The organism is Streptomyces sp. ADMS (assembly GCF_033441795.1).
Lineage (GTDB): Bacteria > Actinomycetota > Actinomycetes > Streptomycetales > Streptomycetaceae > Streptomyces.
Genome location: NZ_JAVFVX010000027.1, coordinates 1 through 23,121 on the forward strand (window position 1 = coordinate 1; position 23,121 = coordinate 23,121).

At 70.9% G+C, this 23,121-nt stretch carries 20 protein-coding genes; 9 read left to right on the plus strand and 11 right to left on the minus strand.

The genetic code is table 11. The features are described from left to right. Nucleotides 1–46 precede the first annotated feature (46 nt). Together RB628_RS14365 and RB628_RS14370 are read right to left on the minus strand one after the other, a co-directional pair. Nucleotides 47–1,390 carry an SWF or SNF family helicase gene (locus RB628_RS14365; protein WP_318320786.1) on the minus strand — a complete coding sequence of 448 codons (1,344 nt, stop codon included), beginning with the start codon at nucleotides 1,388–1,390 and terminating at the stop codon, nucleotides 47–49. After that, nucleotides 1,387–4,191, minus strand: coding sequence for a DEAD/DEAH box helicase (locus RB628_RS14370; protein ID WP_412180654.1), 2,805 nt, complete (start codon nucleotides 4,189–4,191; stop codon nucleotides 1,387–1,389). The genes RB628_RS14365 and RB628_RS14370 overlap by 4 nt, the downstream gene beginning before the upstream one ends. Nucleotides 4,192–4,704: 513 nt before the next feature. Between RB628_RS14370 and RB628_RS14375 the strand changes: the two genes are divergently transcribed. Beyond that, complete coding sequence (locus RB628_RS14375) at nucleotides 4,705–4,887, plus strand: hypothetical protein (RefSeq protein WP_318320787.1); 183 nt, start codon at nucleotides 4,705–4,707, stop codon at nucleotides 4,885–4,887. A gap of 104 nt (nucleotides 4,888–4,991) precedes the next feature. Here the strand turns inward: RB628_RS14375 and RB628_RS14380 are convergent, their stop codons facing one another. The 3 genes from RB628_RS14380 to RB628_RS14390 all read right to left on the minus strand — a co-directional run bounded on the left by RB628_RS14380 (nucleotide 4,992) and on the right by RB628_RS14390 (nucleotide 7,104). Beyond that, a complete protein-coding gene (locus RB628_RS14380) occupies nucleotides 4,992–5,930 on the minus strand; it encodes a hypothetical protein (RefSeq protein ID WP_318320788.1) in 939 nt (312 codons plus the stop codon). Nucleotides 5,931–6,066: 136 nt separating this feature from the next. Further along, on the minus strand, nucleotides 6,067–6,363 hold the full coding sequence (locus RB628_RS14385; protein WP_318320789.1) for a hypothetical protein: 297 nt from the start codon (nucleotides 6,361–6,363) through the stop codon (nucleotides 6,067–6,069). 132 nt (nucleotides 6,364–6,495) lie between these two features. Then, on the minus strand, nucleotides 6,496–7,104 hold the full coding sequence (locus RB628_RS14390) for a class I SAM-dependent methyltransferase (protein ID WP_318320790.1): 609 nt from the start codon (nucleotides 7,102–7,104) through the stop codon (nucleotides 6,496–6,498). 143 nt (nucleotides 7,105–7,247) lie between these two features. Between RB628_RS14390 and RB628_RS14395 the strand changes: the two genes are divergently transcribed. The 7 genes from RB628_RS14395 (at nucleotide 7,248) to RB628_RS14425 (ending at nucleotide 14,001) form a co-directional block, all read left to right on the plus strand. Then, the gene (locus RB628_RS14395; RefSeq protein WP_318320791.1) at nucleotides 7,248–8,024 is read left to right on the plus strand and encodes an MHYT domain-containing protein; all 777 of its coding nucleotides are present in this window, start codon (nucleotides 7,248–7,250) and stop codon (nucleotides 8,022–8,024) included. Nucleotides 8,025–8,089: 65 nt separating this feature from the next. Then, nucleotides 8,090–10,615, plus strand: coding sequence for a nitrate- and nitrite sensing domain-containing protein (locus RB628_RS14400; protein WP_318320792.1), 2,526 nt, complete (start codon nucleotides 8,090–8,092; stop codon nucleotides 10,613–10,615). Further along, entirely contained in the window at nucleotides 10,612–11,049 is a 438-nt protein-coding gene (locus RB628_RS14405; protein ID WP_318320793.1) for a roadblock/LC7 domain-containing protein, read from the plus strand. Before RB628_RS14400 ends, RB628_RS14405 begins: the two co-directional genes overlap by 4 nt. 22 nt (nucleotides 11,050–11,071) lie before the next feature. Beyond that, entirely contained in the window at nucleotides 11,072–11,485 is a 414-nt protein-coding gene (locus tag RB628_RS14410) for a DUF742 domain-containing protein (protein WP_318320794.1), read from the plus strand. Nucleotides 11,486–11,717: 232 nt separating this feature from the next. Next, nucleotides 11,718–12,323: an ATP/GTP-binding protein gene (locus RB628_RS14415; protein ID WP_318320795.1), complete on the plus strand. Its 606-nt coding sequence runs from the start codon at nucleotides 11,718–11,720 to the stop codon at nucleotides 12,321–12,323. A gap of 123 nt (nucleotides 12,324–12,446) precedes the next feature. Then, on the plus strand, nucleotides 12,447–12,860 hold the full coding sequence (locus tag RB628_RS14420; protein ID WP_318320796.1) for a roadblock/LC7 domain-containing protein: 414 nt from the start codon (nucleotides 12,447–12,449) through the stop codon (nucleotides 12,858–12,860). Between the two features lie 127 nt (nucleotides 12,861–12,987). Beyond that, nucleotides 12,988–14,001, plus strand: a complete 1,014-nt coding sequence (locus RB628_RS14425; protein ID WP_318320797.1) for a DUF6397 family protein — start codon at nucleotides 12,988–12,990, stop codon at nucleotides 13,999–14,001. 14 nt (nucleotides 14,002–14,015) lie between these two features. Here RB628_RS14425 and RB628_RS14430 read toward each other — a convergent pair whose 3' ends face one another. Further along, nucleotides 14,016–14,885 (minus strand): acyl-CoA thioesterase II, encoded by an 870-nt coding sequence (locus tag RB628_RS14430; protein ID WP_318320798.1) that lies wholly within the window; start codon nucleotides 14,883–14,885, stop codon nucleotides 14,016–14,018. A gap of 19 nt (nucleotides 14,886–14,904) precedes the next feature. Beyond that, nucleotides 14,905–17,418 (minus strand): DEAD/DEAH box helicase, encoded by a 2,514-nt coding sequence (locus RB628_RS14435; RefSeq protein WP_318320799.1) that lies wholly within the window; start codon nucleotides 17,416–17,418, stop codon nucleotides 14,905–14,907. A 145-nt stretch (nucleotides 17,419–17,563) separates the two neighbouring features. Between RB628_RS14435 and RB628_RS14440 the strand changes: the two genes are divergently transcribed. Continuing rightward, nucleotides 17,564–18,358 (plus strand): metal-dependent hydrolase, encoded by a 795-nt coding sequence (locus tag RB628_RS14440; protein ID WP_318320800.1) that lies wholly within the window; start codon nucleotides 17,564–17,566, stop codon nucleotides 18,356–18,358. Between the two features lie 32 nt (nucleotides 18,359–18,390). On the opposite strand, the gene RB628_RS14445 is transcribed toward RB628_RS14440, so the two are convergent. The 4 genes from RB628_RS14445 to RB628_RS14460 form a co-directional block, all read right to left on the minus strand. After that, complete coding sequence (locus RB628_RS14445) at nucleotides 18,391–18,648, minus strand: type B 50S ribosomal protein L31 (protein ID WP_318320801.1); 258 nt, start codon at nucleotides 18,646–18,648, stop codon at nucleotides 18,391–18,393. Between the two features lie 57 nt (nucleotides 18,649–18,705). Next, complete coding sequence (locus RB628_RS14450; protein WP_318320802.1) at nucleotides 18,706–19,176, minus strand: DUF5709 domain-containing protein; 471 nt, start codon at nucleotides 19,174–19,176, stop codon at nucleotides 18,706–18,708. Between the two features lie 141 nt (nucleotides 19,177–19,317). Beyond that, nucleotides 19,318–21,099, minus strand: coding sequence for an ABC transporter ATP-binding protein (locus RB628_RS14455; RefSeq protein ID WP_318320803.1), 1,782 nt, complete (start codon nucleotides 21,097–21,099; stop codon nucleotides 19,318–19,320). After that, entirely contained in the window at nucleotides 21,096–22,901 is a 1,806-nt protein-coding gene (locus tag RB628_RS14460) for an ABC transporter ATP-binding protein (RefSeq protein WP_318320849.1), read from the minus strand. The genes RB628_RS14455 and RB628_RS14460 overlap by 4 nt, the downstream gene beginning before the upstream one ends. Between the last annotated feature and the right edge of the window lie 220 nt (nucleotides 22,902–23,121).

Sequence of the window (23,121 nt, forward strand, 5' to 3'; positions counted from 1 at the left end):
CCCGACCGGCCACACCATACGAATCAACGACCCGCGAAGTACGGGTCTAGGGTGACTCTTCCGTGGCCATGTGCTCCATGGATGCCAGGGCGGTCGCCGGGTCCTGAGCCGCCCGCCCGGCGGGCACCCAACGACCGCTCTGCTTCTGGAACGGCCACCAGCGGCCGTCACGCCCCAGGCGCAGCTGGCTGTCGGCGCCGACCACCGTCCACCGATTGCGCGCCGCCCGCAGTGCCGGACGCTCCTCCTCGTCCCAGGACGAGTCGAGCGCGGCACGCGCGCGTGCGAGCTGCTCGCCCCCGACCGTCCACTCCTCCTCCAGGACCGCCAACGCCGCCGTCCCACCGAACCGCCACGCGCGGACGGCCGACGCCAACTGCTCCCGGCTGCGGCCCGATCCCTCCGCGAGCCGGTCCGAAGCGGCCCCCGAGGGGCTGCTCACGGCCAGTCGGACCGCGTCCTGGGCGACCGTCGGCTCCGCCTCGACCGGACGCTGTTCATGACCGGACCCGAGCGCCTCGGCAAGCAGCCGATGCGTCTCCACGGCCGTACGCGCCGCCAGGAACTCCAGCGCGCCCGGGTCCACCCCGGGCGAGGGCGGGGTCTCGGTGTCCAGGGCCGGCGGTATTCCGGGCACTTCGGGCAGCGGGGGCAGGGCAGGCAGCGCCGGGAGGATGTCCCCGGCCGCGTACGCCTCGGCAGCGTCCACACCCTCCGGCTCGGCCGACTCGTCGGCGGGAACGGCGCCGCGGCTCTGTACGTCGTCCAGCAGGGCGCGTTCGCCGCGTCCCCGCATCAGCAGCAGGACGAACGGGTCCTGGTCCAGCAGCCGCGCCACCTGGTAGCAGAGGGCCGCCGTGTGACCGCAGTGGTCCCAGGCGCCGCAGTCGCACTCCGGCTCCAGATCGCCCATGCCGGGCAGCAGTTCGACTCCTGCGGCAGCGGAGTCCTCGACCAGGTGAGGGGGCATGTCCCGGTCGAGCAGGGCCGCGATGTGACCGGCCCGCTCGACGGCCATGTCCAGGAAGCGGTCCCACTGTTCGTCGGACAGCTCCTGCAGCAGGACGTCGGAGCGGTGCGTGGTGCGGTCGCGGTCCTGGACGACTGCGGTGATGCGTCCCGGGCGCACCGACACGGCTCCCACGGCTCCCGCGCGCGCGAGCCGGCGGCCCGACCGCACCTGCTCCGAGTCCAGCGCCGTGTCCTCCAGCGACTTGAGCCAGGCACGCCCCCACCACGTCTCCGCGAAACCCCGCCCCCGCGGAGGGGGCAGTGCGGCGAACGTGCGCTCCAGGTCCGCGCCGGACGCGTCACTCTCGTACGTGTCGCCGCCGTAATCGTCACCGTTGTACTCGTCAGCGTCGTGCTCGTCAGCGTTGTGCTGATTCATCGCGCGCCCCCTCGAAGCCGCACCAGGTCGGCCAGTTCGGCGTCCGTCAGTTCCGTGAGCGCGGCCTCGCCGGCGCCGAGCACGGCGTCGGCCAGTGCCCGCTTGCGGTTCAGCATCTCGGCGATGCGGTCCTCGATCGTTCCCTCGGCGATCAGCCGGTGCACCTGCACGGGCCGGTTCTGGCCGATGCGGTACGCGCGGTCCGTGGCCTGCGCCTCGACCGCGGGGTTCCACCAGCGGTCGTAGTGCACGACGTGTTCGGCCCTGGTCAGGTTCAGGCCTGTGCCGGCGGCCTTCAACGACAGCAGGAAGACGGGGGCCTCGCCTTCCTGGAAACGTTCCACCATCGCCTCGCGTTCCGCGACGGGCGTGCCGCCGTGGAGGAACTGCGAGGGCACTCCGCGTGCCGCCAGGTGCCGTTCCAGGAGCCTTGCCATCTGTACGTACTGGGTGAAGATGAGGACGCTCGCTCCCTCGGAAAGGATGGTGTCGAGCAGTTCGTCCAGCAGTTCCAGCTTCCCGGACCGTCCCGCGATCTTCGGTCTGTCTTCCTTGAGGAACTGCGCCGGATGGTTGCAGATCTGCTTGAGGCCGGTCAGCAGCTTCACGATCAGCCCGCGCCGAGCAATGCTGTCGGCGCCGGAGATCTCCGCCAGCGTCTCCCGCACCACGGCCTCGTACAGCCCTGTCTGCTCCTTGGTGAGCGAGACGGCACGGTCGGTCTCTGTCTTCGGCGGCAGCTCGGGAGCGATTCCCGGGTCCGACTTGCGCCGCCGCAGCAGGAACGGGCCTACGAGCCTGGACAGACGCTCGGCGGCGGCCGGGTCCTGGCCGCCCTCGACGGACTGGGCGTACCGTGAGCGGAAGGTGCCGAGCCGGCCCAGCAGCCCCGGGGTCGTCCAGTCGAGGATCGCCCAGAGCTCCGACAGGTTGTTCTCCACCGGAGTGCCGGTGAGCGCCACCCGCGCGCGTGCCCCGATGGACCTCAGCTCCCGGGCCGTCTCCGAGTACGGGTTCTTGACGTGCTGTGCCTCGTCCGCCACGACCATGCCCCACGGCACCCCGGCCAGCCGCCGCGCGTCCAGCCGCATCGTCCCGTACGTGGTGAGCACGAACTCGCCGTCGGCCAGGGCCTCCAGGCTGCGCCGCGACCCGTGGAAGCGGCGTACGGGTGTACCTGGCGCGAATCGCTCGATCTCACGCTGCCAGTTACCCATAAGGGACGTCGGACAGACGACGAGGGTGGGCCCCGCCGCCGACGCGTCGGTCTGCCGGTGCAGATGCAGCGAGATGAGGGTGATCGTCTTGCCGAGGCCCATGTCGTCGGCGAGACAGCAGCCGAGACCCAGGGACGTCATCCGGGCGAGCCAGTTCAGGCCCCGCAGCTGGTAGTCGCGCAGCGTGGCGGCGAGCGCCGCCGGCTGACCGACCGGGTCCTGGGCCTCCGGGTCCGAGATGCGGTCCCGCAGGGCCGCCAGCCACCCGGTGGGCCGCACCTCGACCGGGCTGCCGTCGACCTCCGTGGAACCCGTCAGAGCGGCGCTGAGTGCGTCCACCGGCGTGATCTTCCGGTCCTGCTGAGCGTGGGCGCGACGAACCTCCTGGGGATCGACGAGGACCCACTGGTCGCGCAGCCGCACCACGGGGCGGTTTGCCTCGGCGAGACGGTCCAGCTCCTCGTGCGTGAGCTGCTGGTCGCCCAGTCCGAACCACCAGTTGAAGGCGAGCAGCGTGTCGGCCGACATAAACGACGGCGTGTCCGACGGGACCTTCCCGGGACTGGTGTCCTCGTCGGGCGGGCCCACGATCGCGCGGGCCGTCAGCTTGCGGGCCAGCTCCTTGGGCCAGTGCACCTCGACCCCGGCGGCGGACAGGGCGCACATGCCTTCCCCGAGCAGCTCGGTGACCTCTTCGTCGGCCAGTTCGACGGCGTCCGGCACGGCCGCCGAGAGCAGGGGCGTGAGCGGCGGCCATGTCCGGGCCGCACGGCGCAGTGCGAGCAGGGCGTCCATCCGGGCGCGCGGGCCGAAGGCGCGGCCGGAGGCGCCGGACGCCGCCCACACCTCGGCCGCGTCCGCGACAAGCCCGGGCTCGCGCACGCTGTGCACCTGGAGCACGGCCCTGAACCGCACAGCCGTCTCGTCCGGTTCGGCCGACGCCAGCTCCGGAACCTCGATCCGCAGCGAGATCCGTACGCCCGCGTCGTGCCCGGCGGCGACCTCGGCGGCCCACGCGCGCTGCTCCGGCACGTGCTGCGGTTCGCGTACCGCGTAGGCGGCCCCGCCTGCGGCGAGAGAGGCGGCGGGGGAGCGGGGCAATGTGTCGGCCACCGCGTCCAGGAAGCCGCGCAGCAGCCGCTCCGGGTCGGGCAGCCGTGGCGGTTCCGTGCCCTCCAACGGTACGGCGTGCGCGTCCGGCGGCATCGCGGCGGCGAGTTCACGGACGCGCTCCACGTCCGGCTCGCCCAGCGGACCGGCCCGCCAGGCGTCGTGATCCCCTGTGGAGAGACCGGGCAGCAGCAGCCCGCGTGCGGCCAGTTGCAGGGCGAGAACGGCGGCCGTACCCCAGAACGCCGTCGCCCGATGGGCCTGCGCGGCGGCACGCGCCCGCGTGAGGACCGGCAATGCCGCACGCACCGGAAGCAGGACGGCTCTCACGCGTGTCCGCTCTACGCCGAGGTCACCTGCCAGGATCACGGTCAGGTCGTCGACGGTTCCGGCGGCGACGTCGGGCGGTGCGTCGCCGTCGGGCCGCCAGAACGCCACGCTGCCGGTGCGGGCCGGATCGCCGGGCACGAACACGGCACAGCAACGCGCCAGTTCGGAGATCTCGGAGGGCGTTGCCGCAGGAATCCTCTGAACAGCGATGGTCGCATTCCTCAAATTTGACTACTGGGGTCCGGGCGCCGAGGATACAGCAGGGCGACGGCATACCAAGCATGACTCGGGTATGGTTCAGGTCACTCTGTCGGAGATGCCCGCCCCTCACGGCAGGCGCTGGGGTCATCTGCCCCGCGGGTCTCCTCCCGAGCATGTCCCGCCCCCCGTTTGCGCCTCGCCCGGCCGACGACGAGCGCCTACCGCCCGTGAAGACGAGCGCCTACTGCCCGTGAAATGGGTATCCCCTCTACGGAGACGGGGCTTGTCGACTCGTACCGGCAGGCGCTGATGCACATGTACGAGGCAAGCGAGCCCCCTCAGGGGCGAGTAGGGGTCGCATCTCAGGGACGTATCAGGGTCGCGGTCCGGAACCGTGGGAAGCGCGAACCCGTTTTCACACCAGAGAGCGGCAGTGGCCGCGAAGGAGGCGAACTCATGTCGAGGAACGCGAAGATCGCCGCAGGGGGCGTGGCAGCCGGACTCATCCTGTTGATCTGGTTGCCGTGGTGGGCCGCGCTGCTGATAGTGCTGGGAGTGCCAGCGGCCGCCTATCTCACACTGGACCCCGCGCAGCGGCGCAGGTTGCGCCGCGTCACACGCAAGGAGATCGGCCGCTGAGGCGGCGCCGTCCGGTGCCGAGGCCTTGCCGCGGCTGACGCCGGTTGGCGCAGGGTGATCGGCGTGCCGAACGCCGCCCGGAAGCACAGGCGTCCGGGCGGCGCTCAGCTGGGGCGTACCGCCATCTTGTCGAGCGCTTCGAGGAGGCCGGGCAGCTCCGGGCCCCGGCCCACCGGCAGTACCTCTCCCGGCTCCTCGTCGAGCAGAACGAAGGCGATGTCGTCGGTCCTGGCCACCATCGACCAGCCCGGACCGTCGGCGCGCAGCGTCCGCGCGTCGCCCGGAGCGAAGGAGGAGCGGACGCGGCCGAGGGGCGGAGGCGTCTCCACGTACGCGCGTGCCTCCGCGAGGACCCGCCGGATGCCGGCAAGGGGCTGGCTCACGCTGTCTTCAGTGTGGTCCGGGGCGTCCTCGGCCCGGTTCGCGGTGCCTTCGGCAGGGTCGGTTGCGTCCGCGGCGGCCCGATCCCTGTCCGTCCCGGCCCGGTCCGGCTCGCTCGTCGGTGCCCCGGGCGCCGCGGACCGGCTGCTCGCAGGGGTGAAGTCCTCGTCGCTGAGCTGCTCCCGCCAGATCGCCCACTGGAGCGCGATCTCGTCGGCTCCGAGACGCCGCTGTGCCGGGCCCCACACAGCGGTGTCCGGCGGAGCGAGTGGCGGCCGGTCCGTGAATTCGGGACCCGGGTCGTGCGGGGCGGGTACATCGGGAGCCGCGACGGCGACCGCGAGAGGCCAGCCGGGCAGAGCGGCTACTACCGTGTGCTCCTCCGGTGACAGGTCGTACTCCATTCCGCAGTCCCACGACGCGATCGCGACGGCGACCAGGGAGACGTCGTCGATGACCACCGTCCACCGCGCGCCGTCGCCGTCCTGGCCGAGCACCAGCCCGTAGCCGTCGGCGAGAGGTGCGAGGCCGAGCGCCGCACAGGCTTCCGGATAGTCGTCGCCCAGCACGCTCGGGAACTGCGCGGGCGTCAGCAGGACCGCCGTGAGCACATAGAGCGCGTCGTCCGCGGCGGCGACGGCGTCCTCATCCGTCTCTGCCATCCCAGCCTCCCCATCGGTTCTTCCATCGGCGCGCACCCTAATCCGAGCGGAACGCCCTTGTCACGACTCCCACCCCACCCGGAGCTGCTGCTTTTCTGCCGGACAGGGGGGAATCGGCCAGATGTACCCGCTTCGGTCAGGCTGCCGGGAGCCCGAGGAGTTGCCGGGCCACCGTCCGCGGCGACTCGTCGCGCTCCCTGGCCAGCGCAATGACGGCCCGGCACGCCAGCTCGTTCACCCCGAACGACAGGGCCTCCGGGGACACCCAGGCCACGGCCTCGTCCATCTGGTCCTGGTCGTCCTCCGCGCACGCCGACACATACACCGCGGCGGCCTCGAAGAGATTGTGCGTGCGCTTCTGCTGTCCCGCGCGCGCTTCCGAACGCCAGGAATCGAGGAGTCTGTTGAACGATTTATGGATTCCGCCGAACATGCGGACCACCTTCCCCCCTGTGTGGTTGCCATGGCTGATCGTTCATCTGCTCCTACCAACGTAGAGTTGGAGTTCCGGCGGCAGAAGAGCGCATGTGCGGTAAGGCGCCCCGCACGCCGATGACCGCCCGGTTCAGGCCGACCGGACAGCCAGGGCCAGAAAGCGGGCGTCCTCGTCCATGTACGACGTCATGTGCCACCCGGAACCGGCCAGCAGCGGACCCAGGTTGCCCTCCGCGCGCAGGTCCGCCGGAGTGGTCTGTCTGCCCTGCCTGGCGGCCAGCGCGGCCCTGCCGATCGGGTGGAACAGCGCCAGGGTGCCGCCGGGGCGCACCACACGAGCGAGTTCCCGCAGATTCTCCGCAGGATGCGGCAGGTGCGCGATCAGGCCCGCCGCGAACACCGCGTCGAGAGACTCCGACCGCAGCGGAAGGGCGGCCACGTCGGCGAGCAGCAACCGCCCGTGGAGGCCCCGTCCGGCTCGCACCGCGGCCTCCACCATGGCCGGGGTCAGATCCACCCCCAGAACCACTCCCGAGGCCCCCACGGCGGCGCGCAGCGGCGTCAGGGCCCGCCCGGTGCCACAGCCCGCGTCCAGCACGCGGGCTCCCTCTCGCAGCCCGAGTCCGGCGACCGCGGCCGCGTAGGCGGGCCCGTCGTCGGGGAACCTGCTGTCCCAGTCGGCCGCGCGGGCGGTGAAGAACTCCTGGACATGTGTGTGGTCGTCGCTCATGTTCCGCATGATCCCGCACGGGCGCGAAGTACCCCACGGCGCACACGTTCGAGCTGGACGCGATCGTTCAGACGCCTTTCCCTGTCATATTTCACTACCTTTCGAAATGCGCTCCCTTTGTGCTCCCGTGCCCCCACTAGCGTCCCGTGGTCATGGGACACCTGGACCACGCAGCCTTCGGCTGGCTGACCCCCGTACTGTCGTACGTGATGGCCTGCATAGGCGCCGCCCTCGGGTTGCGCTGCACCGTCCGTGCGCTCGCCGCGACCGGGCGCTCGCGCCGCAACTGGCTCGTCACCGCGGCCTCCGCGATCGGCACCGGTATCTGGACCATGCACTTCGTGGCCATGCTCGGCTTCAGTGTCGGCGGCACCGACATCCGCTACAACGTGCCACTGACCATCCTCAGCCTCCTCGTCGCCATGGCCGTCGTCTCCACCGGGGTCTTCGCCGTCGGTTACGGGCACGACCGCGCCCGCGCGCTCGTCGTCGGCGGACTCACCACCGGGCTGGGCGTGGCGAGCATGCACTATCTCGGAATGGCCGCCGTACGGCTGCACGGTGACGTGAACTACGACCCGGCGCTCGTCGCGCTCTCGGTGGTGATCGCCGTCGCCGCGGCCACCGCGGCCCTGTGGGCGGCACTGAACATCAAGTCGCCGATCGCGGTCACCGTCGCCTCGCTCGTCATGGGGGCAGCGGTCAGCAGCATGCACTACACCGCGATGTTCGCGGTGCACGTGGACGTCACGCCTTCGGGCAAGGCGCTGCCCGGGGCCACGGCGATGCAGTTCATCTTCCCCCTCGCCGTCGGCCTCGGGTCCTATCTCTTCCTGACCTCGGCGTTCGTCGCGCTGTCGCCCACGGCCGGGGAACGCGAGGCATCCGCGTCCGCCCAGCGACCGGCCGAGAGTGTCACTGCCCGTTAGAGGCGCGCTCCGGACCGGCGACGGCCCGCGCGGCACGCCCCCGAACCACCATGAGCGAGGAGGCCATGCGCACACCCCGTAGGACCCTTACAGCCGGCGCCGTCCCGGCGCCCCCGCCCCCGGTGCGCGGACGCCGCGCGCATGCCGGTCCGCCGGCCGACGAAGGCTCCGAAGAGGCCGTCGGTGCCCCGCCCGACGAGATACCCACGCGCGCGGGGCGCCGGCGCCTGCGGCCGGGAACGGTCCGCGCCAAGATCGTCTGCCTGCTGATGGTGCCTGTCGTCTCCCTGCTCGCGCTCTGGGCGTACGCCACCGTCACCACGGCTCAGGACGTCGCCCGGCTGCGGCAGTTGCAACGAGTCGACTCCCAGATGCGCGCCCCGGTCGCCGCCGCTGTCGCCGCGCTCCAGGCCGAACGCGTGGCCGCCGTACGCCAGGCCACCGATCCGTCCGCCGTCCCGGACACCGACCTCAGGACGCTCGGCGAGCGCACCGACCGGGCCGTGGCGAAGCTGCGCCTCGGCGACCGCAACACCGTCGCCGACGGCGAGGAACTGCCCGCCGGGGTCGCCGAGCGCCTGGAGACCTTCGTCGCCGGTGTGGAACAACTGCGCACGCTGCGGGCCTCGCTAGGCGACCGCCGGACAGGATGGGCCGAGACGTACGCGCAGTACACGAGGACCATTTCGGCGGCCTTCGCCGTGGGCGGCTCGCTCACCGGCATCCAGGACGCCGAACTCGGCTCCGACGCGCGCGTACTGCTCGAGTTCTCCCGCGCGGGAGAGGCGCTGGCCCAGGAGGACGCCGTCCTCGCCGGGGCGCGGCTCGGCGGACGTCTCGACGGGCTGCGGCTGCGGCTGTTCACCGGAGCCGTCGACACCCGCCGCACTCTTGTCGAGGCGACCGCCTCCGACCTGCGCGGCCCGGAACGGGCCACCTGGCAGGAACTTGAGGACGGCAGCGAGTACGCCGCTCTGACCGTGGTCGAGGACAAGGTGCTCGGCGCCCGCCCGGGCGTCAGGGCGATCGCCGCCGCACCCGAAGCGACCTGGGCCAAGGCACACGCACGTGTGCAGGGCGGCATGCGGGCCATCGAGGCGGACGCGGGCCATGACGTCGCGGACCGGGCCGACCCCCTCACCCGGGGTCTGCTCACCCCGGCCGGCGCCGCGGTGCTCCTCGGCCTCGCCGCCGTCGCCGCGTCCCTGGTGATCTCCGTACGCATCGGACGCGGCCTCGTCGTCGAGCTGGTGAGCCTGCGCAACGGCGCCCTGGAGATCGCCCGCCACAAACTCCCGCAGGCCATGGAGAAGCTGCGTGCGGGAGAGGAGATCGACATCCGGGCCGAGGCACCCCCCGGTCCACCCGCCGAGGACGAGACCGAACAGGTCGCGGAGGCCCTCGCCACCGTGCACCGCGCCGCCCTGCGCGCCGCCGTGGAACGCGCGGAACTGGCCAGCGGCATCTCCGGGGTCTTCGTCAACCTCGCGCGCCGCAGTCAGGTCCTCGTACACCGCCAACTGAATCTCCTCGACAGCATGGAGCGCAGGTCCGACGACCCGAACGAACTCAGCGACCTGTTCCGGCTCGACCACCTCACCACCCGTATGCGACGCCACGCGGAGAGTCTGATCATCCTCTCCGGAGCGGCACCCGGCCGGGCCTGGCGCATGCCTGTCTCCCTCACGAACGTGGTCCGCGCCGCCGTATCCGAAGTCGAGGACTACGCGCGCGTGGAGGTACGCCAGTTCCCCGAGGCGTCCGTCGCAGGCGCCGCCGTCGCCGACCTCACGCACCTCCTGGCGGAGATCGTCGAGAACGCCGCACAGTTCTCGCCCCCGCACACCAGGGTGCGGATCACAGGCGAACCGGTCGGCAACGGTTACGCCGTGGAGGTCGAGGACCGGGGACTCGGGATGGGCAAGGAGACTCTCGCCGAGGCGAACCGCCGCATCGAACAGTCCGAGGCACTCGACCTGTTCGACAGCGACCGGCTCGGCCTCTTCGTGGTCAGCAGGCTCGCCGCGCGGCACGGCATCAAGGTGCACCTGCGGACATCGCCCTACGGCGGTACCACCGCGGTCGTGCTGCTGCCCACCGCACTGCTGCACGGCGGCGCCGCGGAACCTTCTCCCCGCGCCGCGGTGGACCGGGAGCGAGCCGTCGAGCGCGAATACGCGCGCGTGCCCGCTGTCTCCGTCCCGCCCCAGGAACCGGTACGGGCATCGGCGGACCGCCCCGCACTGGTGGCTCCCGCACAGGCCAAGACCGTGCCCGAAACCCCACCGTCAGGAGTCACCGCCTTGCGGCTGCACCGTCCGCCCGAGGACCCCGGCGACTCGGAGGAGTCCGACGACCTCCCGCGGCGCGTCCGGCAGGCGAACCTCGCCCCCCAACTGCGCGACCAGCGACCCGAAGAGCCGGCCAGCACGTCGGGCTCCCGCAGCGAGGACAAGCGCACCCCCGAGGCCGTACGGGACCGCATGGCGGCCTACCGCGAGGGATGGGTGCGTGGCGGCGGGTCACCCGGCCGCGGGGCCGCCACAGGCCCAGAAACGGGCAGAGACAGCAGCGAAGGAGACCGCGCATGATCAAGGACCCGAGCACGAGGGCAGACCGGCGGTCCGGTGAACTCGACTGGCTGCTGGACGACCTGGTACTGCGCGTCGGCGAGGTCCGGCACGCGGTGGTGCTGTCCAACGACGGACTCGCGGTGGGCGCCTCCACCGATCTCAGGCGTGAGGACGCGGAACACCTCGCCGCGGTCGCCTCCGGTTTTCACAGCCTGGCGAAGGGTGCCGGCCGGCACTTCGGCGCTGGTGGCGTGCGTCAGACGATGGTGGAGATGGACGACGGTTTCCTGTTCGTCGCGGCCGCGGGCGACGGCTCCTGCCTCGCCCTCCTCACCGCCGTGACCGCCGACATAGGCCTCGTCGCGTACGAGATGGCGCGGCTGGTGAAACGCGTGGGCGAGCACCTCCACACGGCGCCGCGGGCAGCGGCGCGCCCGACCGCCGCCGGATGAGGCGAGAGGGCGGTCCGCACAGATGACCGAGCACACGACAGGCCCCCTGCAGGAGCAGGGCAGCCAGTGGTACGACAACGAGGCAGGGCCCCTCGTCCGCCCCTACGCCATGACGGGCGGGCGCACCAAACCCGGCCCCACAGGGGTGCGCTTCGACCTGATCGCGCTTGTCACGCTCGACACGGGCGCACCCAACATGGACGACGACACAGCGCTCGGCCCCGAGCACCGGGCCCTCATCGACCTGTGCCGTGCGGAGACACAGTCCGTCGCCGAACTCGCCGCGGGCGCCAACCTCCTCGTAGGGGTGGTGAGGGTGTTGCTCGGCGACCTTCTGGAACTGGGCTGTGTCACCGTCAGCCGTCCGGTACCGCCCGCGCAGCTGCCCGATGAACGCATCCTGCGCGAGGTGATCGAAGGGCTGAGGGCGCTGTAGATGAGAGACGCGGAACCACGCGCACCACGCCGAGTTGTGCACTCTTCCGGACACCGAAGGGGCGCGAGCCGGTCAGATCGGGCTGATAGTGGTCCAATCACCCGGCGGGGACCAGCAGTTGTCATGATGCTGACCTCGTACACACACAGCGGTGCCGCGCGGACCCACCGAAGGGGCGCGGCGCACACCTACGGACGTCGACCGTTTCCCGCCCTCCCGAGAGAAGTGATCGATGGTCTCCGAGCACTCCGACGCCACGGACGACGAGATGTCCACCCTGGCGTTGAAGATACTGGTCGCCGGCGGGTTCGGCGTGGGCAAGACCACCCTGGTGGGCGCGGTCAGCGAGATCAGGCCGCTGCGCACCGAGGAACTGCTGAGCGAGGCGGGCCAGTTGGTGGACGACACCGACGGCGTGGACCAGAAGGTCACGACGACCGTAGCCATGGACTTCGGCCGCATCACCATCCGCTCAGGTCTCTCCCTGTACCTGTTCGGTACGCCGGGACAGGACCGTTTCTGGTTCCTGTGGGACGAACTGTCGCAGGGCGCCCTCGGCGCCGTCGTCCTCGCGGACACCCGCCGGCTGGAGGACTGCTTCCCCGCGGTGGACTACTTCGAGCACCGGCACATCCCGTTCGTGGTGGCAGTCAACTGCTTCGCGGGCGCGCGCGCCTACGGAGCCCAGGGAGTGTCCCGTGCCCTCGACCTCGACGAGGGCACGCCCGTGGTGCTGTGCGACGCCCGTGACCGCGAGTCGGGCAAGGAAGTTCTGATCCGGCTGGTCGAGTACGCCGGGCGGATGCACACCGCCCGGCTGCTCGACTCCGTGAGCTGACGCGCGAACCACGCGTCTTCTGTGCCACGCGCCCGTCCTGCTTGCTCGCGGGGCGGTCGTGGGGAAGGCTGGCTGACCGGATCCTTCGGCTTGGGGGACCTGCCGCACGGGGAGATCGAAAACATGGCACAGAAGCAAGGACTTGGCTGGCTGCTGGACGATCTGACCGAGCGTGTCGAGCACATACGACATGCGCTGGTCCTGTCGAACGACGGGCTGGTGACGGGCGCGAGCACAGGACTCCGACGTGAGGACGCCGAGCATCTAGCCGCAGTGTCTTCGGGCCTCCACAGCCTGGCGAAGGGCTCGGGACGCCACTTCGGCGCCGGCCGGGTACGCCAGACGATGATCGAGTTCGATGACGCGGTGCTGTTCGTCACGGCGGCCGGCACCGGCAGCTGTCTGTGCGTACTCGGCGCCGCGGAGGCCGACATCGGCCAGATCGCCTACGAGATGACACTGCTCGTCAACCGAGTCGGCGAACACCTCGACGTGGATGCCAGACAACCCGAGCACATTCCCTCAAACGAAGCCTGACCTGCGCATATGGCATTCCGGAGAGAGTTATCCACAGGCTCGTCCGGCCGGAAGCCGAAGCGGCTACGGTTTTTCCCGAGGCCGGCGCACACGGCGCGGGCCATCCACTCCACGGGGGAGACCGACCATGTCCGCCACCGGCATCACGCAACCCACCGAGACCACCGTCGCAGCGGCCACCGGCCCACTCCGAACCGCCGGCGCGCCCTTCGCGCCGAGCCGTGCCGCACGTGAACTCGGACTGAAACGGCGCGAGTTCGATCTCGCGGTCCATCTCGGCTGTGTCCGGACCGTTCCCGACGAAGGGGGCGGCGGCCGACGCGTCGACCGTGACGAGATCGACCGGCTCCGCAACGAGGAACACTTCCCCGAAAGGCTGCGCGAACGCGTCCGGGCGGTGGGTACGGCGGACGGCGCGAAGCTCATGGATGTGACGCCCACCCGGTTCACCCGCCTCGCGCGACTGGGCCTGGTGACGCCGGTGACCTTCTATCTCAACCGGTACCGGGCCGTGGTCTGGCTGTATCTCGCCGACGAACTACGGCAGTTCGCCGCAGGCAGGGACACCGCCCCGCTGCTGACCGGCCGAACCTCCCAGGAGCGGCGGGACCGACTCGAAGCAGGCCTCGACCTTCGGCCCCGAAACTGGCGGGGACGACAACTGGGCTTCCTGCTCCGAGCTGCCGACGACCCGTGGGCGCGGGCTGCGGTCGTGGCGTCCCTCCTCGACCCCACCCAGGTCGCGGAAATCGTCAACGACCCTTACGAACGAGCTTACTTGAACCGCTTCCGGCCGGATCGGCCGACCCATGGCGTACCGGGTTCGCCCGCCACCCTGCTCGCCGAGCGGATCATGACGGCGGACGACCCGGACGAGATCGGCTGGCTCCGCGCAGACCTGAGCCGAACCCTGGCCGAGGCCCGCGACCACCGTCCCGCACCGCGCCCCAAAGTCGAACAGGCCCTGCCCCCGTGCGAAGAGTTTGAACCGGAGCCCCGGCCTCTGCCGTCGGAGCAGGTCGGCCCACCCAAGGCACCCGAGCAACCCGGAACACCCGAGCGAGCACGCGGACTGCTGGGGCGTCTGCGAGGCAGAAACCCACGACCCGCCCGGGACCGCAAGCGCCCCGCGCGAGTCTGACCGGAGGAGACCCCTCAGCCCAGCTTCCGGAACAGCCCCTCCTGGACGACGGAGACGAGCAACCTGCCCTCGACGTCGTAGATCCGGCCGCGGGCCAGCCCGCGCCCGCCCGTGGCGATGGGGGACTCCTGGTCGTACAGGAACCACTCGTCCGCGCGGAACGGCCGGTGGAACCACATGGCATGGTCCAGCGACGCCATGTCGAAGGTCCGCGGGCCGAACAGGGGCTCCACCGGAAGACGGACGGCGTCCAGCAGCGTCATGTCGCTGGCGTACGTCAGCGCGCACGTGTGGACGAGCGGGTCGTCCCCCAGCGGGCCGACCGCGCGCATCCACACCGCGCTGCGCGGCTCCAACTGCTGGACCTCCTCGGTGGTCCAGAGCATGCGGTCCACATAGCGGATGTCGAAGGGCTGACGGCGCGCCATACGCTCGAACTGCTCGGGCAGCGCGCCGAGATGCTCCTTGATCTCCTGGGTGACGTTCGGCAGGGACTCCGGATCGGGGACCTTCCGGGCCGGCGGCAGCTGATGTTCGAAGCTGCCTTCCTCGGGCTTGTGAAAGGAGGCGGTGAGATTGAAGATCGTGCGGCCCTGCTGCACGGCCGTGACCCGACGGGTCGTGAACGACCTGCCGTCACGGACCCGTTCGACCTGGTACACGATCGGTACGCCCGGCCGGCCCGGGCGCAGGAAGTACGCGTGCAGCGAGTGCACCGGACGCTCGCCGTCCGTGGTGCGCCCGGCGGCGACCATCGCCTGGCCCGCCACCTGGCCGCCGAAGACCCGCTGGAGGGATTCGTCGGGACTGCGGCCACGGAAGATGTTGACCTCGATCTGCTCCAGGTTCAGCAGGTCGACGAGTCTCTCGGCTGCGTTCGTCATGGGTGCGATTCTCCTGTGCTCACAGCTGACCGACGTCGGTGATCTTGACGACAGCACGGCCCTCCGCGTCGGAGGCCACGAGGTCGACCTCCGCGCTGATGCCCCAGTCATGGTCGCCGTTCGGGTCGGCGAAGGCCTGCCGGACGCGCCACAGCCTGTTCTGCGGCTCCTCCTCGATCATCAGCAGCCGGGGACCGCGGGCGTCGGGGCCGGTACCGAGGTCCTCGTACTCGTCCCAGTACTTGTCCATAGCCTCGCCCCACGCGTCGGCGTCCCAGCCGGCCTCGGCGTCCAGCTCACCCAGCACCTCCACCTGGTCGAGCGCGGCCAGTTCGACACGGCGGAACATGGCGTTGCGCACGAGGACACGGAAAGCCCGCGCGTTGGCCGTGACCGGCTTGACCTGGTCGGCCTTCTCCTGGGCCTCCTCGGCGGTCATCACCTCCGGGTTGGCGAGCTGCTCCCACTCGTCCAGGAGGCTGGAGTCGACCTGGCGCACCATCTCGCCCAGCCAGGCGATCAGATCCTCCAGGTCCTCCGACTTGAGGTCGTCCGGGACGGTGTGGTCGAGGGCCTTGAAGGCGCCGGCGAGGTATCGCAGCACGATGCCTTCGGTGCGCGCCAGCTCGTAGTGGGACACCAGCTCGGTGAACGACATGGCCCGTTCGTACATGTCACGGATGACGGACTTGGGGGAGAGCGGATGGTCACCGACCCACGGGTGGCTCTTGCGGTACGTGTCGTAGGCGTGGAAGAGCAGCTCCTCCAGCGGCTTCGGGTACGAGACGTCCTGGAGGCGCTCCATGCGCTCCTCGTACTCGACGCCGTCCGCCTTCATCGCCGCGACGGCCTCACCGCGCGCCTTGTTCTGCTGGGCCGCGAGGATCTGGCGCGGATCGTCCAGCGTGGACTCGACCACCGACACCATGTCCAGTGCGTACGACGGCGACTCCGGGTCCAGGAGCTCGAACGCGGCCAGCGCGAAGGTGGACAGCGGCTGGTTGAGCGCGAAGTCCTGCTGGAGATCGACGGTCAGGCGCACGATGCGGCCGGTCGCGTCCGGCTCGTCGAGCTTCTCGACGACGCCGCCGTCCAGCAGCGAGCGGTAGATGGCGATCGCGCGCCGGATGTGCCGCAGCTGCTGCTTGCGCGGCTCGTGGTTGTCCTCCAGAAGGTGACGCATAGCGTCGAAGGCGTTGCCGGGGCGGGCGATCACCGACAGCAGCATCGTGTGGGTCACCCGGAAGCGGGACGTCAGCGGTTCCGGATCGGAGGTGATCAGCTTGTCGAAGGTGTTTTCCGTCCAGCCGACGAACCCCTCGGGTGCCTTCTTGCGGACCACCTTGCGGCGTTTCTTGGGGTCGTCGCCGGCCTTGGCGAGCGACTTCTCGTTCTCGATGACGTGCTCGGGCGCCTGCGCGACGACGAAGCCCGCCGTGTCGAAGCCCGCACGGCCCGCCCGGCCGGCGATCTGGTGGAACTCACGCGCGCGCAGGGTCCTTACACGATTGCCGTCGTACTTCGTCAGCGCTGTGAACAGCACCGTGCGGATGGGCACGTTGACGCCGACGCCAAGTGTGTCCGTGCCGCAGATGACCTTCAACAGGCCTGCCTGGGCCAGCTTCTCCACCAGACGGCGGTACTTGGGGAGCATGCCGGCGTGATGGACGCCGATGCCGTGGCGGACGTAACGGGACAGGTTCTGGCCGAACTTGGTGGTGAAGCGGAAGTTGCCGATCAGCTCGGCGATCCTGTCCTTCTCCTCGCGCGTGCACATGTTGATGCTCATCAGCGCCTGTGCCCGCTCCACCGCCTGCGCCTGCGTGAAGTGCACGATGTAGACGGGCGCCTGCCTGGTCTCCAGCAGCTCCGTCAGCGTCTCGGTCATCGGTGTCAGCTTGTACTCGTACGACAGCGGGACCGGGCGGGTCGCCGAGCGGACCACCGAGGTCGGGCGGCCGGTGCGGCGGGTGAGGTCCTTCTCGAACATCGAGACGTCGCCCAGCGTCGCCGACATCAGGATGAACTGTGCCTGCGGCAGCTCCAGGATCGGGATCTGCCAGGCCCAGCCGCGGTCGCCCTCGGCGTAGAAGTGGAACTCGTCCATCACGACCTGGCCGACATCCGCCTGCTTGCCGTCGCGCAGCGCGATGGACGCCAGCACCTCGGCCGTGCAGCAGATGACGGGAGCGTCGGAGTTGACGGACGCATCGCCGGTCAGCATGCCGACGTTCTCCGTGCCGAAGATCTTGCACAGCTCGAAGAACTTCTCCGAGACCAGCGCCTTGATCGGCGCCGTGTAGAAGGTGACCTCGTCCCGGGCCAGCGCGGCGAAGTGCGCACCCGCCGCGATCATGCTCTTGCCGGACCCGGTTGGCGTCGACACGATCACGTTCGCACCCGACACCACCTCGATCAGCGCCTCCTCCTGATGCGGATAGAGCGTGAGACCGCGCTCCTGGGCCCACGACTCGAAGGCTTCGTAGAGGGCGTCGGGGTCTGCGGTCTGCGGCAGCTGATCGATGAGTGTCACGCCCCCATCTTGCCTGTGATCCCAGGTGATGGGGGAATCGGATGCCCGCGCGAAGATCACGGCAGCTACGCTGTGTCGCCGACGGAGGGTCAGCGAACCCGGTCAACTGGACAGCGGCGTACGAGGAATAGGGCGGGACACGGCCATGATGGGACCAGCACACTCACTCTCGGGGGCCGCTGCCTGGCTCGGTGTCGGAGCCGCCGCGGCGGCGGCCGGCAAGCCGATGCCCTGGCCGGTCGTCCTGGTCGGTGCCCTGATCTGCGCCGGTGCCGCACTCGCCCCGGACCTCGACCACAAGGCGGCGACCATCTCGCGCGCCTTCGGACCGATCTCGCGCGGGCTGTGCGAGATCGTCGACAAGCTCTCGTACGCCGTCTACAAGGCGACGAAGAAGCAGGGCGACCCGCGCCGCTCGGGTGGGCACCGGACGCTGACGCACACCTGGCTGTGGGCCGTCCTGATCGGTGCGGGCGCCTCCGTCGCGGCGATCACCGGCGGGCGCTGGGCGGTCCTGGCCATCCTCTTCGTGCACATCGTGCTCGCCATCGAAGGCCTGCTGTGGCGGGCGACGCGCGGGTCCAGCGCCGACATCCTGGTCTGGCTGCTGGCAGCGACCAGCGCCTGGATCCTGGCCGGCGTCCTGGACAAGCCGGGCAACGGCGCCGACTGGCTGTTCACCGACCCGGGGCAGACGTACCTGTGGCTCGGGCTGCCGGTCGTGCTCGGCGCGCTGGTGCACGACATCGGGGACGCGCTGACGGTGTCCGGCTGCCCCGTCCTGTGGCCGATCCCGATCGGCCGCAAGCGCTGGTACCCGATCGGCCCGCCGAAGGCGCTGCGGTTCCGGGCGGGCAGCTGGGTCGAGTTGAAGGTGCTCATGCCGGCGTTCATGCTGCTCGGGGGAGTGGGCTGCGCGGCGGCGCTCAACTTCATCTGATCCGCCCGGCGCTCTCTGCTGAGACAGCCGTCTCAGTTCTCACCCTGCCCGCCGCCGTAGCGCCGTTCGAAGGCGGCGACGCGGCCCTCGGTGTCCACCGTCCGGGCCTTGCCCGTGTAGAAGGGGTGGCTCTCCGAGGAGATCTCCACGTCCACGACCGGGTACGTCTCGCCGTCGTCCCATTCGATGGTCTGCTCGCTCGTCGCGGTGGACCTGGTCAGGAAGGCGTATCCGGCGGCCCGGTCGCGGAACACGACCGGGTGGTAGGCGGGCTGCTTGTCCTGCTGCATGAGTGTGCTCCTCGCTCGCACGGTCGGCCCTGCCGGGCCTTTGCGTCAGGGGGAAGGTCAGCCGGACAGGGCGTCCTCGTCGACGATGTGCATCGCGGCCTCCTCGGCCGAGGCCGCGGCGCCGTCGATGCCCACATCGGTGGCGATCAGCCCGCTCTCCCCGTCCTCGTGCGCGCCTTCGTTGGGAGCCACCAGGCGACCGGAGCGGGCGGCGCCCACCTCGTTGTCCAGCGGCTCACCGTCCGTGCCCGCGCAGTCGCCGATGCCGTCGCCGTCCGGTGCCGCGATGTCCGGCAGCTCCTCGGCGAGGCGCTGGTCCAGGGTCTCGCCCTGCCGGCGCTCCGCCGCCGTCACACCGGTGCGCTCCACCGCCCAGGGCCGGTCCGGAGGAGACCAGCCACGGTCGAGGGGGTCACTGACCCCGTCGGTGACCAGGGTGTCCTCGCCGTCCAGCAGACCCGCGTCGTCCTGTACCTCGGATCCGTCGGGCTGGTAGACGTCGTCTCCCCATCCCTCGTCACTGTCCACGGGTACCTCCAGGTGCGTGGGGACCGGCCCCGGCGCCGCCCACAGGGACGGGCAGCCGCTTCCAGCGTTCCACCCACCATCGGGACCGCGCAACGGGACGAAGCCGACCCGGCCCCGCCCCGCCGCCCGGTCACCGGTGTGTCACCCGTGCCACGACCGCCACAGGGCGGCGTACGCCCCGTCCGCCGCGACCAGCTCGTCGTGGTTTCCCAGCTCGCTGATCCGGCCGTTCTCCACGACGGCGATGACGTCCGCGTCATGGGCCGTGTGCAGCCGGTGGGCGATGGCGACGACCGTACGGCCGTCCAGGACCCTGGCCAGGGACCGTTCCAGATGGCGCGCCGCGCGTGGGTCGAGGAGCGAGGTCGCCTCGTCGAGGACCAGCGTGTGCGGGTCGGCCAGAACCAGCCGGGCCAGCGCGATCTGCTGGGCCTGCGCCGGGGTGAGCGCGCATCCGCCCGAGCCGACCTCGGTGTCCAGGCCCTCGTCCAGTGCCCGGGCCCAGCCGTCCGCGTCGACAGCGCCCAGGGCTGCCCACAGCTCGGCGTCCGCCGCTTCCGTCCGGGCGAGGAGCAGGTTGTCGCGCAGGGAACCGACGAAGACGTGGTGTTCCTGGTTGACCAGCGCGACGTGCGAGCGGACCTCCTCGGCGGGCATTTTCGACAGCTCGGCACCGCCGAGGGTGACGTTGCCGGTCCGGGGCGCGTAGATCCCCGCGAGCAGCCTGCCCAGCGTGGACTTGCCCGCGCCCGAGGGCCCCACCAGGGCCAGCCGGGTGCCGGGCGCGACCTCCAGGGACACCTTGCGCAGAACATCCACGCCTTCCCGGTACCCGAAGTGCACCTGGTCCGCGTGCACGTCCCGCCCGTCCGGGGCCAGCGAGGGGTCACCGGCGTCCGGCTCGATGTCCCGGACCCCGACCAGCCGGGCCAGCGACACCTGGGCGACCTGGAGCTCGTCGTACCAGCGCAGGATGATCCCCACCGGGTCGACGAGCATCTGGGCGAGCAGCGCGCTCGTGGTCAGCTGACCCACGCCGATCCAGCCCTGGAGCACGAAGACCCCGCCGATCATCAGCACCGAGCACAGCACGGTCACATGGGTGGCGTTGATCACCGGGAAGAGCGCACACCGCAGCCAGAGCGTGTAGCGCTCCCAGGCCGTCCACTCCCTGACCCGCCGGTCCGACAGTTCGATCCGGCGTTCGCTCAGGCGGTGGGCCTCGATGGTCCGCCCGGCGTCCACGGTCTCCGCCAGCACAGCGGCGACAGCGGCGTACCCGGCGGCCTCCGAGCGGTAGGCGGACGGTGCGCGCCGGAAGTACCAGCGGCAGCCGACCACCAGCAGCGGTACGGCGAGGAGCACGGCCGGCGCCAGCGGCGGCGCCGTGACGACGAGGCCGCCGAGCAGCAGAGCCGCCCACACCACGCCGATCGCGAGCTGCGGCACGGCCTCGCGCATCGCGTTGGCGAGCCGGTCGATGTCGGTCGTGATACGGGAGAGCAGGTCGCCCGTGCCCGCCCGCTCCAGCACGCCGGGCGGCAGCCCGACGGACCGGACGAGGAAGTCCTCGCGCAGATCGGCCAGCATCCGCTCGCCGAGCATCGCGCCCCGCAGCCGCACCTGCCGCACGAACACGGCCTGTACGAGCAGCGCGACGGCGAACAGGCCGACGGTGAGCTCCAGACGGAGTTCGCGGGCGTCGTGCGAGACCCGCTCGACGAGGTCGCCCAGCAGGTACGGGCCGGCCATGGAGGCCACCACGGAAACCGTGTTGACGGCGACCAGCAGCAGGAAGGCACGGCGGTGCCTGCGGAACAGTTCGGCCACGTAGGCGCGTACGGTGGCGGGGGCGCCGACCGGCAGGGTGCTCGCCGTGGTCGGGGCCGCCGGGTCGTACGCCGGTGGCGCCACGCCGATCATGCTGTCTCTCCGATTTCCTTGAGCTCTTCCAGCTCTTCCAGCTCTTCCAGGTCGTCGCCGATGGCCGTCTCGTCCTCGGTCTCCCGGGTCACCACGGCCCGGTACCGCGGTTCCTTGTGGACCAGCTCGCGGTGCACGCCGACCGCTGCGACCTCGCCCTCGTGGACCAGCACGACGCGGTCCGCGTGGTCCAGGAGCAGCGGCGAGGAGGTGAACACGACGGTCGTCCGGCCGGTCCGCAACTCCCGTACCCCGTCCGCGATCCGTGCCTCGGTATGCGAGTCGACGGCCGACGTCGGTTCGTCGAGGACGAGCACCTCGGGGTCAGTGATCAGCGACCGCGCCAGCGCCAGCCTCTGCCGCTGCCCGCCCGACAACGACCGCCCGCGCTCGGTGATCCGCGCGTCCAACGGGTCGTCGGCATCCAGCGACCCCTGCACGAGCGCCTCCAGCACGTCCCCGCACTGCGCGGCGGCCAGCGCCTCGGCGGCGCTCACCGCACCCGAGGCGGGCACGTCGAGCAGTTCGCGCAGCGAACCGGAGAGCAGCACCGGGTCCTTGTCCTGGACGAGGACGGCCGTGCGGGTGCTGGAGAGCGGCAGCTCGTCGAGCGGTACACCCCCGAGGAGCGCCGACGTGCCCTTCTCGGACGGATGCCCGCCCAGCCGCTCCGCCAGCAGACCAGCGGCGTCCGGATCGCCGCACACCACGGCGGTCAGACACCCGGCGGGTGCCAGCAGCCCGGTCGAGGGGTCGTACAGATCCCCGGCCGGTACCACCGCCTCGCGCGAGCCCGTCGTGTCCGTGGCGCGCTCCAGGGACAACACCCGTGCGGCCCGTTTGGCGGAGGGCCGAGAGAAGGAGTACGCCATGGCGATCTCCTCGAAGTGCCGCAGCGGATAGGTGAGGAGCATGACGGCGCTGTACACGGTGACCAGTTCGCCGACGGTGATCCGGCCCTGTCTGGCCAGATGCACGCCGTGCCAGACGACCACGATCATCAGCAGACCCGGCAGCAGCACCTGGATCGCCGAGATCAGCGCCCACATTCGGGCGCTGCGCACAGCCGCGTGGCGGACCTCCTGCGATGCCGTGCGATAGCGGTCGAGGAACAGTTCCTCGCCGCCGATGCCGCGCAGCACCCGCAGTCCCGCGACGGTGTCCGAGGCGAGTTCGGTCGCGCGGCCCGCCTTCTCGCGCTGGAAGTCGGCCCGTCGGGTCGCCCGCGGCAGCAGCGGCAGTACGGCGATGGCGAGGAGCGGGACTCCCACGGCGACAATGATGCCGAGGGCCGGCTGGTACACGTACAGGCCGACGCAGACCAGTACGACGGTCAGCGCGGCGGCGGTGAACCGCGAGACGGCCTCCACGAACCAGCCGATCTTCTCCACGTCCCCCGTGGAGACCGCGACGATCTCACCGGCCGCGACCCGCCGCGTCAAAGCGGAGCCCAGCTGGGCGGTCCTGCGGGCCAGCAGCTGCTGGACGCGGGCCGCCGCCGTGATCCAGTTGGTGACCGCGGCCCGGTGCAGCATGCTGTCGCCGAGTGCGATGGCGATGCCGCACAGCACCATCAGCCCGCCCGCGAGGGCCAGCCGCCCGCCGGAGCGGTCGACGACGGCCTGGACGGCGAACCCGACGCCGAACGGCAGCCCGGCGACGGCGACGAAGTGCACCAGTCCCCAGGCGAGTGCGGTGAACTGCCCGCCGAGCTGGTTGCGGAAGAGCCACCACAGAAATCTGGGGCCCGAGCGCGCGTCCGGCACACCCGGGTCGGGATAAGGAAGGTCCTGGATCTTCATGACGTCCCAGTGGCTCGCATCTCGCATGAGGGGGTGAAGTGGGGTGGACGGGGTTGATGTGGGGGTCGGAAGGGCCGGGCAGGCCGACAACGGGCCGTGAAAGGTTCGCGTCATTGCGTGGCAGGAGGCAAACGGTTTTCCGGCAAGAGGCGTGGATTCGGTCCGATTGGCGGTTGTTCGCCTTATTGCCGCGCGGGGCCGACTGCCCGTAGAACACCGG